This window comes from Allobosea sp. TND4EK4 (assembly GCF_900156025.1).
Taxonomy (GTDB): Bacteria; Pseudomonadota; Alphaproteobacteria; order Rhizobiales; family Beijerinckiaceae; genus Allobosea.
The window spans coordinates 1-11,748 of the sequence record NZ_FTMO01000023.1; the positions used below are offsets into that span (position 1 = coordinate 1).

Consider the following 11,748-nt stretch of genomic DNA (forward strand, 5'->3'; position numbering starts at 1 on the left):
GCCTCGCGCTCGCGGCGCTGTTCGAGGGTGAATTCGCCAGAAATTCCCGCAGCTTCGGCGGCAAGGGCGCACTTCGCTACAGCTGGTGAGCCCCCGCATGGCTGATGGCGCTTAAGGGCCCTTCACGTCGACAAGCCGGGATAGTCGACATCGCTGTGACCATGCGTACTGACGCCGGCCGGGTCAGGGCGCGAGCCGCATGTCCTGTGGATGAGGCGGCTCGCCATCTCGTCGGTCCGGTCTGCACCGGCCGTTGCCGGCCGATCTGCGGAACGCCTGCGCCGCTGCAAGGGGGCGAATGGATCGCCCGACGCCTCGCTGAGACAGGTCGAACGGCTGTGAAATCTGACGCCCGGCCAAAGGGCCTATATCCGAATGTCCTACGCAACAGCGGCCGCGCCTGTTCTCGACTCTTGGAACGATTCAAGGTTTCCTTAGCCAGATCGTGATACTGCCCTTGCGTCATCAACGGGCCCCTGCCGATGTTTTCCACGAGGTCCCTGACAGCCAAGCTGGTCAAGACGCTGGACGTCCCGGCTTGCTTGTCGACGATCGGCCCCTCCGAGGCATGCTACGTCGCGGCAAACGATGGCTACCTCAAGATGGTCGAACGAATCTGGGCCGAGCTCGAGAACAGGAACCTCGTCACGAGCGGCTCCGCAATCAGCAGTCCGCAGCGTGATCGGCGGCTCTGGTTGCTGGAAACCCGGGGGTTCTACGATACGGAAACCGCCGAAATTCGAACAGCCATGGGGCGAGCGCTCACGGTCAAAATCAGCTCGCAGAGAGTCTGGTGCAGCGGCACCGCGTGCGACCTGGAGTTTTTCACGCCCGCTCCCTCTCTCCAGGCAGATCCACCCCCGGTGGCGGTCCGCGATGCGACACAAAAGGCTGCGTTTTCCGCACGGGTTCGCAAGAACCTGGAGGTCATGAGGCCGCTTGAACGGGACATCCTCATCCGCCGCATGCTGTCCCTGACAGCGGAAGGGCTGGCTCTTGCCGCTCGTCTCTCCGAGGCAGCTGAGGCAGCTGAGGTCATGACGACGCTGGAAACGATCACCCAGCGGCTCCATCCATTCCGGGCTGCTGCGCGCAAAAGGCCAAACGGCTTCGATTTCGACGGCCTTAACCCTGAAGCAGCTCAAGAACTGCTTCTACAGCTGGCCGGGGAGATCTGGCTCGTGATCGTCTTTTGCGACGATCGGCAGATCAGCGATCTGCTGAGAACGTTGGTGGAAGGCTACACCGTGCCGAAGCCCGTCTTGCTGAACAGGGTGATCCGGGCGTAGCGCCTGCCGTGGGGCGGGTGGCGCTACACAAAGCTCGGCTTAAACGATGGGCTGTCGCGACTAAAAAACAATCTTGATTGTTTGCAAGTTTCGAGTGACCTTCCTGTTCAGGGGGGAAGCGCGCGGCATGACCAAGCGACGATCGCAGCAGGAGCGGAGCGCCGAGATGTCGGCGCGGCTGATGGGAGCGACCATCGACCTGTTGCATCAGCAGGGGCTGGCGCGGACCACGACCTCCGACATCGCACGCCATGCGGGCGTCTCGCGCGGGGCGCTGACGCATCATTTCGCCGGCCGCGAGGCGATCATCAGCGCGTCCGTCGCCGACTTGCTCAGCAAGACCGCGCGGGACCTGCACCGCTTCGCCGAGGAGTTCATCGCGCGCGGCGGCTCGAGCGACGAGATCGTCGATTACATCTGGCGGATGATGGACGACCGGCTGTTCTACGTGACGATGGAATACCTGCCGGAGGCGCGCCACAACAGCGACTTCAAGGCGCAGCTGATCCCGACCGTGCGCGAGTTCCATGCCGGGCTGGACGCGATCTGGACCGCGCTCGCTGTCCGCGCCGGCACCGATCCCGATCACGCCCGCACGGTGATGAACGCCACGATGTGCCTGGTGCGCGGCATGATCAGCCAGACCGTGCTCCGGCCGGGCGATCCGGCCTATTACGAAGGCATGCTGCAGTTCTGGAAGGGGCAGGTGCGGCAGCAATTCCCGATCAAGCCCGTGGCGGCCGCCACGCCGCGCAAGGCCGCTTCATGACCGCCGCACTGACGATCGAGGGGCTGACGCTCGCCTTCTATGGCGTCCATGTGCTGCGCGGCGTCGATTTCGCCGTGCCGGAAGGCTCCTTCACAGGGCTGATCGGCCCGAACGGCGCGGGCAAGTCGACCTTGTTCAATGCGGTTTCCGGTCTGTACCGGCCGGATGCCGGCTCGGTGCGCCTGGGTGAGGCCGAGACCACCGGACTCAGCCCCGAAAGACTGGTCGCGGCCGGGCTCGTGCGCTCTTTCCAGCTGGCGCGCGGCTTTCCCAAGCTCAGCGTCTTCCAGCATCTCATGCTCTATGGCGCGGCGCAGCCGGGAGAGGGCCTGCTCGCCGGCCTGTTCGGCTCTCGCGCGGCGCGGCAGCGCGAGGAGCAACTGGCGGAGCGGGCCTTCGGCATCGCCAGGCGGCTGCGGCTCGACCATGTTCTCGACAATCCGGTCACGGCGCTCTCGGGCGGCCAGAAGAAGCTGGTCGAGATCGGCCGGGCGCTGATGGCCGAGCCGAAGATCCTGCTGCTCGACGAGCCGATGGCCGGCGTCAATCCAAGCCTGACCGAGCAGATCGCGGAGCACCTCGTCGCGCTCAACCAGAGCGGGCTGACCATCTGCCTGATCGAGCACGACATGGCGCTGATCCGCCAGCTCTGCGCGCCCGTGATCGTGATGGCCGAGGGCCGCACGCTGACGCAGGGCACGTTCGAGGAGGTCGCTTCCGACACCCGCGTGCAGGAAGCCTATCTCGGGAGGCGGCATTGAGCCCGGCGGCTGACACCGTGCTTTCCGCCTCCGGCATCGTTGCCGGCTATGGCGCGGCGGAGCAGATCCTGAAGGGCGCTTCGCTGCATGTCGCGGCGGGCGAGATCGTTTCGATCATCGGGCCGAACGGGGCCGGTAAATCGACGCTTTTGAAGACGCTGGCCGGGCTCGTCCCGGCGCGCGAGGGCGAGATCCGGCTCGGCGGGCGCGACGTGACGAAGGCGGATGCGCTCGGCCGCTCGCGGGCCGGCATCGGCTTCGTCCCGCAGGAGCGCAACGTCTTCGGCGCGATGACGGTGGCCGAGAACCTCGAGATCAGCGGCTTCCAGGACCCCAGGGCGGTCACCGCGCGAGCCGAGGAGATGTATGGCCGCTATCCGATGCTTGCGGAGAAGCGCAAGGCGCTGGCGCGCACGCTTTCGGGCGGGCAGCGGCAGATCCTCGCCATGGCGATGGGCTTGATGAACGCACCCTCGCTGCTGTTGCTCGACGAGCCGACGGCGGGGCTGTCTCCGAAAGCGGCCGATGAACTGTTCGACGCCATCGTCGCGCTCAATCGGGGCGGGCTGCCGATCCTGATGGTCGAGCAGCATGCGCTGGAGGCGCTGGAGATCTCGACGCGCGGTTACGTCCTCGTCTCCGGCCGCAACAGCCGCGAAGGAGGCGGGCCGGAACTCGCCAACGATCCGGACATCCGCAAGCTCTTCCTCGGCGGCTAGAGGCCGGGAAGCCGTTCCAACGACAAGACCAAACCCAGGGGATCCGTCATGACGCAACTGACCATCGACCGCCGCCGCCTGCTTGCCGGCACCGCGGCCTTCGCCGGCATCGCCGGCCTGCCGGGGCTCGCCCTTGCGCAGCAATCAGGCCCGATCCGCATCGGCACGCTGACTCCGCTCACCGGCTCGGGCGGCCCCTACGGACCGGTCATGGTCAAGGCGGTGAAGGCCGTGGTCGACGAGGTCAATGCGGCCGGCGGCGTGCTCGGCCGCAAGATCGAGCTCATCTCCGAGGACGACCAGACCAATCCGGAAGCAGGCGTGCGCGCCGCCCGCAAGATGATCGACGTCGACAAGGTCTCGGCGATCCTCGGCACCTGGGCCTCCTCGGTGACGACGGCGGTGGCGCCCTTGTGCTGGGAGTCCAAGACCTTCCTGGCCACCGTCTCCGGTGCCGATGCCATCACCCAGCTGCCACATCAGGGCTATCTGATCCGCACCCAGCCCAACACGACCCTGCAGGGCAAGAAGTTCGGCGAGTTCTGCATCGCGGAGAAGGCCAAGCGCGTCTTCTTCGTCTCGCCGCAGACGCCCTTCGTCAAAAGCCAGTTCGACAACATCACCGCCGCGGTGAAGGCGGCCGGGGGCGAGACCGGCTCTCTGGTCTATGACGACAAGAAGCCGTCCTATCGCACCGAAGTCGACGAAGCGCTGCGCTTCAAGCCCGACGCCATCGTCTTCGGCGGCTATACGCCCGACACTGCCGTGATGCTGAAGGATGTCTACCGTGCCGGTTTCAGCGGGCTGAAGGTCGCCTTCGGCTATTCCGTGAACCAGAAGCTGATCGAGAGCGTGCCGGCCGAGGTCGTCGACAAGACCTACACCATCTCGCCTTCGCCGGCCGAAGGCTCGAAGGCCTATGAGCGGCTGGTCAAGCTGATCGGCGTCGCTTCGCCCGATCCCTACACCACCCAGATCTACGACCAGATCAACCTCGTGCTGATGGCGATCGCCTTCGCCGGCGATGCCTCGGGCACCGCGATCAAGGACGCGGTGCGCAAGGTCAGCCAGGCACAGGGCGGCACCAAGGTCGACAACGCGGTCGACGGGCTGAAGGCCATCGCGGCCAAGCAGCCGGTCGATTACGATGGCGCCAGCGGGCCATGCGACTTCGATGCGATCGGCGACATCATCGATTCGAAGTTCCGCTACGAGCAGGTGCAGGGCGGCAAGCTCACGCTGGTGAAGATCGCGTGACCCAGCTGCTGCAGGCGCTGCTCAATGGCGTGATGACCGGGGCGCTGATCGCCGTCCCGGCCATCGGCTTCTCGGCCATCTTCGCGGTGCTGCGCTACCCCAACTTCGCCATCGCCGCCTATGCGACGATCGGCGCCTTCGCCGCCTGGTGGGCGAACGTCGTTCTCGGCCTTCCGATCGTGGCGGCGCTGGCCGTCGCCTTCGCGGTCACGGGCGTGGTCGGCGTGGCCGCTGAGGAGACCGCGTTGAAGCGCCTGCGCGGCAACGGCGCGCTGATTGTCGCGATCGCCTCGATCGCGCTCAATCTCGTGCTGGAGAACATCGTGCGCTTTCTCTTCGGCAACGAGATGCGCGGCTACGACCTGCCGATCGCGCGGGACCTGCGCTTCGGCGATCTGCGCGTCGGTCCGCAGCAACTGCAGAGCCTGTTGCTCTCCGTGGTGATCATGGCGGCGATGTTCCTGTTCCTGCGCTATACGCGCTTCGGCAAGGCGATGCGGGCCGTCGCGGACAACCCCGATCTGGCGCGGCTGAAGGGTATCGACCCTGCGAAGATCGCCATCGTGACTCTGTTCCTTGGCGCAGGGCTGACCGGCGTCGGCGGCGTGCTGATCGGGCTCGACACCTCGATCGACCCGCTGACCGGCTATCGCGTGCTGCTCTCGGTCTTTGCCGCGGCGGTGCTGGGCGGGCTTGGCTCGATCCCCGGCGCCGTGGCGGGCGCGCTGATGCTCGGCATCGCCGAGGAACTGGCGCTGCTCGCGGTTCCCGCGACATACCGCACGGCGGTCGGCTTCGTCGCGATCCTGCTGATGCTCACCTTCCGGCCGCGTGGCCTGCTCGGCGAGAGGGCCGCCTGATGCTGTCCTATATCGTCTTCACGCTGACGCTCTGCGCCATCTACGGGCTGCTGGCCCTGAGCCTCAACCTGATCTGGGGCGGGGCGGGATTGGTCAATCTCGGCCTCGCCGGCTTCTTTGCGGTCGGTGCCTATGCTTCGGCGCTGGCGACGGGGGCGGGCGCGCCCGTGCTGCTCGGCTGGGGCGCGGCGCTGGCGGTGGGCGCTGTCGTCGGCTTGCTGGTGACCTTCGCGACGCTGAGGCTGCGCGACGATTACCTCGCCATCGTCACGCTGGGCTTTGCCGAGGTGATCCGGCTGGTGGCGCTGAACGAGCGCTGGCTGACCAACGGCTCGGACGGCATCTCCGGCATCAAGGCGCCGCTCAAGGCCGAATTCGGGACGCAGAATTTCGCGCTGTTCTATCTCGGGCTGGTGACGCTGGTGCTCGGCCTCGTCTGGCTGCTGCTGCGCCGGCTCGATCTTTCGCCCTATGGGCGCGCGCTCAAGGCGATCCGCGAGGACCAGCAACTTGCCGCCTTCGCCGGCAAGCCCGTGCTGCGCTTCAAGCTGCAGGCCTTCGCGCTCTCGGCCGCGATCGCGGCGCTGGCGGGTGCGCTCTACGCGCATTTCCAGTCCTATATCTCGCCGGACCATTTCCAGCCGCTGATCACGATCTACATCTTCCTGGCTGTCACGGCCGGCGGCGTCGGCCGTCCGAGCGGGGCGGTGCTCGGCGCCTATGCCGTCGTGATCTTCCTCGAGGCGACGCGCTTCATGACGGAGTGGGTGCCCGGTCTTCAGCCGGTCCAGCTCGCGGCCATGCGCGAGATGCTGATCGGGCTCGCGCTGATCCTGGTGCTGCATCTCAAGCCGCAGGGCATCCTGCCCGAACAGATTCCGAAGGCCCCGGCTCCGCCCGCATCCGCCTGATTTCCGGAGAGACCCATGTCCGACGACCTCGCCACCCTCGCGGCCCTGATCGCGCAGCCCGGCCAGCCCGAGACGCTGTTCAAGGCGTTCGAGGAGGCGACGCAGCGCCTCGTCGGCCACCAGCTCTTCACCCTGCTCTATGTGGACGGGCAGGAGGTGGCGCGCATCTATTCGAACCGCCCCACCGAGTACCCGGTCTCCGGCCGCAAGACGATGGGGCCGACACCCTGGGGCAAACATGTGCTGGACGAGCGCAAGCCCTATCTCGGCAAGGACAAGGCCGGGATCCGCTGGGCCTTCTTCGACCACGCGCTGATCGAGAGCATGGGGCTGGGCTCGGTCATCAACATCCCCGCGATCTATGACGGCAAGGTGGTCGGCACGATCAACCTGCTGGCGCCGGAGCATCACTACCGCGAGGAGCATGTCGCGCCTGTCGAGCGGCTGGCGCCGATGCTGGTGCCGGCCTTCCTCGCCGCCCGCGCCAAAGCCGGCGCGGCCTGATTTTCGCTCTCCGTTTCGCCTTTCGCATTCAAGGAACAGCCCGTGGCCGCCACCCTCTTCACCAATGCCCGCATCGTCGACGGCTCGGCGCCCGAACCGGGCGCTCCGGTCAATGTCCTCGTTGAGGGCGGCACGATCCGCGAGGTCGGCAAGACGGTGGCCTCCGCCAAGGCGAAGACCATCGACCTCAAGGGCCGGACGCTGATGCCGGGGCTGATCGACGCGCATGTCCATGTCGTCGCCGGCGTCGCCGATCTCGGTGCCAATGCCCGCCTGCCGGATTCGCTGGTGACGGCGCGGTCCTTCGTCATCATGCGCGAGATGCTGATGCGCGGCTTCACCACCGTGCGCGATGTCGGGGGCGCCGATTTCGGCCTGAAGCAGGCGACGGAGGAGGGGCATTTCCCGACACCGCGACTCGTCATCTCCGGCAAGGCGCTGAGCCAGACCGGCGGCCACGCCGATTTCCGCGGCCGCTATGACGACCGGCCGAGCGTGATCGAGCGCCACCGGCTGGGCTCGCTCGGGCGCATCTGCGACGGCGTGCCGGATGTGCGCCGCGCCGCGCGCGAGGAGCTGAAGGGCGGGGCCGATTTCATCAAGATCATGGCCAATGGCGGCTGCGCCTCGCCGACCGACCCGATCCACTTTCTCGGCTATTCCGTGAGCGAGCTGGAGGCCATCGTCGAGGAAGCACGGATGGCGGGCACCTATGTCTCGGCCCATGTCTATACCGACGAGGCGATCCGCCGCTGCGTCGAGGCCGGGGTCCATTCGCTGGAGCATTGCAACCTGATCCAGCCCGAGACCGCCAAGCTCGCCGCGGGCAAGGGCGCCGTCGCCGTGCCCACGCTCGTGACCTACGACAAGCTGGTCGCGGACGGGCCGAAGCTCGGCTTCCCGCCGGATTCCGTTGCCAAGGTCGATGTCGTGCGCTCGGCGGGCATGGAATCGCTGCGGATCATGCAGAAGGCCGGTCTGGCTATGGCCTATGGCAGCGACCTGCTCGGCGAGATGCACCGCTACCAGTCCGAGGAATTCGTCATCCGCGGGCAGGCGCTGCCGGCGCAGGAGGTGATCGCCTCGGCCACTTTCATCGCCGCCAAGCTCTTGAAGCTGGAAGGCAAGATCGGGACGGTGGCACCCGGCGCCCATGCCGACCTGATCGTGGTCGACGGCGATCCGCTGAAGGACCTGTCGCTGCTGACGCGTCAGGGCCGCCACATGCCGGTGATCATGAAGGGCGGCGCGCTCGTGAAGCGCTCAAGCCTGAACTGAACCCGCGCGCAGCCGTCGACAAGCCGATGGCGCATGCCTAATATATCAGGATATTCGGCTCGGCCATCGGCCGGCCGGCGATGATGGGGAGGCCGGTGTGATGGCGCTGCATTTCAAGAACTTCGCCCTGCTCGAGCCGGAATTTGGCGAACTGCGCAGCGGCTATGAGCTTCTGGTCGAAGGCGACAGGGTCCGCGAACTCTCGGACAAGCCGATCAGGTCGGCTGCCGCCGATGTCATCGATTGCGGCGGGCGCACATTGATGCCCGGGCTGATCGACAGCCACGTCCATGTCTTCCTCTCCGAGGTCTATATCCGCACGATGGAGAGCATGCCGCTGACGCTGATGACGGCCCGCGCCGTCCGGCTGATGAAGGGCATGCTCGACCGCGGCTTCACCTCGGTGCGCGACACCGGCGGCGCCGACTGGGGCATCAAGGAAGCGGTCGAGAAGGGCGATGTCGCGGGGCCGCGCCTGTTCATCGCCGGTGCCGCCATCGGCCCGACCGGCGGCCATAGCGACCCGCGCCGGCGCACCGATTTCGGCGCCCGCTGCCATTGCTGCAACGCCATGGCCTATACGATGAACGTCTCCGACGGCGTGTCCTCGGTGCGCAAATCGGCACGGGAGCAGATGCGGCTGGGCGCGGACCACATCAAGATCATGATGTCGGGCGGTGTTGCCAGCCCCTACGATCCGCTCGACTCGATGCAGTTCAGTGTCGATGAGGTGAAGGCTGCGGTGGAGGAGGCGAAAGCCTTCGGCCGCTATGTCTGTGCCCATGCCTATACGCCGGAGGCGATCACGCGGGCTGCGGAATGCGGTGTCCGCGCGATCGAGCACGGCAACCTGATCGACGATGCCTCGGCCAAGCTGATGGCACAGAACAACATGGTCCTGACCGCCAACCTCGTCGCCTATTACGCGATGAAGGAGCGGGCCGCGGAGTTCGGCATGACCGGCGACATGCTGGCCAAGAACGACCTGGTCATCGATGGCGGCCTGCGCTCTCTGGAGATCTGCAAGCGAGCCGGCGTGCCGGTCGCCTACGGCTCCGACCTCCTCGGCCAATTGCAGGTCGAGCAGTCGCGCGAGTTCCTGCTGCGCCGCGAGGTGTTGTCTCCGATCGAGATCATCCGCTCGGCGACGACGGTCGGTGCCCAAATCCTGCGCATGGAAGGCAAGCTCGGCACGGTGCAGGCCGGCGCCTATGCCGACATCATCCTTGTCGATGGCGACCCGCTGAAGGATTTCGGACTATTCCAGGAGCAGGGCAAGCATCTGGCGGCGGTCATGAAGGGCGGAGTCTTCCATAAGAACACGCTGCACTAGGGGCCGGACATGCCTGCCTGTTGGTCAGGCGGTGGATAAGAAACCGGCTTGACTGTTTGTAACTGAATCCGCAGCTTCAGCGGCGCCGATGACGGAGGGGTAGTGATCCTGGTGGCGATGACGAGCAGCGTGTTGAGCGGCGTTCCGCGGCGTGAGGGTTCGGCGCAATGAACGCCGTACGGTTCGGGCGCTATGCGCTGAACGGCGCAGCCGGGCTTTCGCTCGGCTTCATCCTGCTACCGTTGATCTTCGTGACCTGGTTGGCCTTCTTCCGCCAGGAGATCCCGTCCTTCCCGCCGGAAGGCTATTCGCTGCAATGGTTCACGGCGGCCGCCAACAACAAGCCCTTCATCGACGGCTTCGTGCTGAGCCTGGAGGTCGCGGTCGTCTCGACGCTGATCGGGCTGGCACTCGGCGTGCCTGCGAGCCTGGCCCTCGTGCGGCACCGCATCCCCCTGGGGCCCGGCGTCTCCACCCTCCTGCTGCTGCCGCTGGTGATGCCGGGCATCGTGCTCGGCACCGCGACCTATGTCTTCCAGATCGAGGTCGAAATCGCGACGCAGATCCCGGTGATGGGCTCGCTCGGCGGGCTGATCGCCGCCCATACGCTCGTGGTCATCCCCTGGGTCGTGCGGCTGGTGACGGCGAGCCTCGCCGGCTTCGACCGCTCGATCGAGGAAGCAGCGCAGAATTTGGGGGCCGGGCCGTTCACGACCTTCTGGCGCGTGACCTTGCCGAGCATCCGGCCGGGACTGGTGGCGGCGGCGCTGTTCGGCTTCGTCACCTCCTTCGGCAATCTCGAGATGAGCCTGTTCCTGGTCGGACCGGGGCGCACGACATTGCCGATCGCGATCCTGCAATATCTCGAATGGAAGATCGATCCGACCGTGGCGGCGGCTTCCCTGATCCAGATCGTCCTGATCGGCGCGGCGATGATCGTGACTGATCGCTACGTCAAACTGAGCCGGGTGGTATAGACATGGCGCGGCTCTCGATTTCCCATCTGAAGAAGACCTATGGCGATCTCAGCGTCGTCGACGATGTCGACATCGCGGTCGAGGATGGCGAATTCCTCGTGCTGCTCGGCCCTTCCGGCTGCGGCAAGACCACGACCTTGCGGATGATCGCGGGGTTCGTTCCGCCATCGGGCGGGCGCATCACGATCGGAGAGAGCGACGTCACGCATCTGCCGCCCTGGAAGCGCCATTGCGGCCTCGTCTTCCAGAGCTATGCGCTGTTCCCGCACATGACCGTGGCGCAGAACGTTGCCTTCGGGCTCGAGATGCACAAGGTGCCCGCCGCAGAGCGCGGACCCCGCGTGGCCGAGGCGATGCGCCTCGTCCAGCTCGGCGGCTTCGACGAGCGCTATCCGCGCCAGCTCTCGGGTGGGCAGCAGCAGCGCGTGGCGCTGGCCCGCGCGCTCGCGATGCAGCCGCAGGTTCTGCTCCTCGACGAGCCGCTCTCGAACCTCGACGCCAAGCTCAGGCTGGAGGTGCGCGTGGAGATCCGCGAACTGCAGCGCAATCTCGGCCTTACCACCATCATGGTCACGCATGACCAGGAGGAGGCGCTGACCATGGCGGACCGCCTCGTGGTCATGGAGAAGGGCAAGGTCCGGCAGATCGGCACGCAGCGCGAGCTGTACGAAAAGCCCGCCGACCGCTTCGTCGCCGGCTTCATCGGACGCAGCGCCTTCCTCGATGGGCAGGTCACGGCGCCCGGCCGCTTCCGCACCGCAGGGGGGCGAGAGATCGCCTGCGCCGATGCGAAGACCGCGGGGCCCGGCACGCTCGCGCTGAGGCCGGAGCGGATCGCCGTCGGCGGCGAGGCGCAGGGGCTGCCGAACCGCTTCGAGACGCAGGTCGTGCACGCCTCCTATCTCGGCGCGCAGCTCGATGTCCAGGTTGCGCTGGACGAGCAGGAGCGCATGCTGCTGCAGATCCCGAACCGGCCGGGGCTGACCGAGCCGCGGCCGGGCGACACCATGACGATAGGTTGGGCCGCCGACGCCGGGCTCGTCTATCCGCTCGGGGCATGAGCCTCATCGGCGTCCACATAATACAGGGG

General features: G+C 66.6%; 12 protein-coding genes. All 12 read left to right on the forward strand.

Annotated features, from left to right (window positions below):
• Positions 1–542 precede the first annotated feature (542 nt).
• The 12 genes from BW981_RS19895 (at position 543) to BW981_RS19950 (ending at position 11,719) form a co-directional block, all read left to right on the forward strand.
• Positions 543–1,289: a hypothetical protein gene (locus BW981_RS19895; RefSeq protein ID WP_139333863.1), complete on the forward strand. Its 747-nt coding sequence runs from the start codon at positions 543–545 to the stop codon at positions 1,287–1,289.
• A gap of 127 nt (positions 1,290–1,416) precedes the next feature.
• Positions 1,417–2,058, forward strand: a complete 642-nt coding sequence (locus tag BW981_RS19900; RefSeq protein ID WP_076442386.1) for a TetR/AcrR family transcriptional regulator — start codon at positions 1,417–1,419, stop codon at positions 2,056–2,058.
• Positions 2,055–2,819: an ABC transporter ATP-binding protein gene (locus tag BW981_RS19905; protein WP_076442388.1), complete on the forward strand. Its 765-nt coding sequence runs from the start codon at positions 2,055–2,057 to the stop codon at positions 2,817–2,819. The genes BW981_RS19900 and BW981_RS19905 overlap by 4 nt, the downstream gene beginning before the upstream one ends.
• The gene (locus BW981_RS19910; RefSeq protein WP_244560396.1) at positions 2,816–3,538 is read left to right on the forward strand and encodes an ABC transporter ATP-binding protein; all 723 of its coding nucleotides are present in this window, start codon (positions 2,816–2,818) and stop codon (positions 3,536–3,538) included. Before BW981_RS19905 ends, BW981_RS19910 begins: the two co-directional genes overlap by 4 nt.
• Positions 3,539–3,586: 48 nt before the next feature.
• Entirely contained in the window at positions 3,587–4,795 is a 1,209-nt protein-coding gene (locus tag BW981_RS19915; protein ID WP_076442390.1) for an ABC transporter substrate-binding protein, read from the forward strand.
• Positions 4,792–5,655 (forward strand): branched-chain amino acid ABC transporter permease, encoded by an 864-nt coding sequence (locus BW981_RS19920; RefSeq protein ID WP_244560397.1) that lies wholly within the window; start codon positions 4,792–4,794, stop codon positions 5,653–5,655. Before BW981_RS19915 ends, BW981_RS19920 begins: the two co-directional genes overlap by 4 nt.
• Positions 5,655–6,566, forward strand: coding sequence for a branched-chain amino acid ABC transporter permease (locus BW981_RS19925; RefSeq protein ID WP_076442392.1), 912 nt, complete (start codon positions 5,655–5,657; stop codon positions 6,564–6,566). The genes BW981_RS19920 and BW981_RS19925 overlap by 1 nt, the downstream gene beginning before the upstream one ends.
• A 15-nt stretch (positions 6,567–6,581) precedes the next feature.
• Positions 6,582–7,070, forward strand: coding sequence for a GAF domain-containing protein (locus BW981_RS19930; protein WP_076442394.1), 489 nt, complete (start codon positions 6,582–6,584; stop codon positions 7,068–7,070).
• 42 nt (positions 7,071–7,112) lie between these two features.
• Positions 7,113–8,348, forward strand: coding sequence for a metal-dependent hydrolase family protein (locus BW981_RS19935; RefSeq protein ID WP_076442396.1), 1,236 nt, complete (start codon positions 7,113–7,115; stop codon positions 8,346–8,348).
• A gap of 100 nt (positions 8,349–8,448) precedes the next feature.
• Positions 8,449–9,681, forward strand: a complete 1,233-nt coding sequence (locus BW981_RS19940) for a metal-dependent hydrolase family protein (RefSeq protein WP_076442398.1) — start codon at positions 8,449–8,451, stop codon at positions 9,679–9,681.
• A gap of 167 nt (positions 9,682–9,848) precedes the next feature.
• Positions 9,849–10,658 (forward strand): ABC transporter permease, encoded by an 810-nt coding sequence (locus BW981_RS19945; protein WP_076442399.1) that lies wholly within the window; start codon positions 9,849–9,851, stop codon positions 10,656–10,658.
• Between the two features lie 2 nt (positions 10,659–10,660).
• Complete coding sequence (locus BW981_RS19950) at positions 10,661–11,719, forward strand: ABC transporter ATP-binding protein (protein WP_076442401.1); 1,059 nt, start codon at positions 10,661–10,663, stop codon at positions 11,717–11,719.
• The last annotated feature ends 29 nt before the right edge of the window (positions 11,720–11,748 follow it).

Coding starts and splice junctions, on each gene's coding strand:
- BW981_RS19900 (WP_076442386.1), top strand. CDS start 1,417: ATGACCAAGCGACGATCGCAGCAGGAGCGGAGCGCCGAGATGTCGGCG.
- BW981_RS19905 (WP_076442388.1), top strand. CDS start 2,055: ATGACCGCCGCACTGACGATCGAGGGGCTGACGCTCGCCTTCTATGGC.
- BW981_RS19915 (WP_076442390.1), top strand. CDS start 3,587: ATGACGCAACTGACCATCGACCGCCGCCGCCTGCTTGCCGGCACCGCG.
- BW981_RS19925 (WP_076442392.1), top strand. CDS start 5,655: ATGCTGTCCTATATCGTCTTCACGCTGACGCTCTGCGCCATCTACGGG.
- BW981_RS19930 (WP_076442394.1), top strand. CDS start 6,582: ATGTCCGACGACCTCGCCACCCTCGCGGCCCTGATCGCGCAGCCCGGC.
- BW981_RS19940 (WP_076442398.1), top strand. CDS start 8,449: ATGGCGCTGCATTTCAAGAACTTCGCCCTGCTCGAGCCGGAATTTGGC.
- BW981_RS19945 (WP_076442399.1), top strand. CDS start 9,849: ATGAACGCCGTACGGTTCGGGCGCTATGCGCTGAACGGCGCAGCCGGG.
- BW981_RS19950 (WP_076442401.1), top strand. CDS start 10,661: ATGGCGCGGCTCTCGATTTCCCATCTGAAGAAGACCTATGGCGATCTC.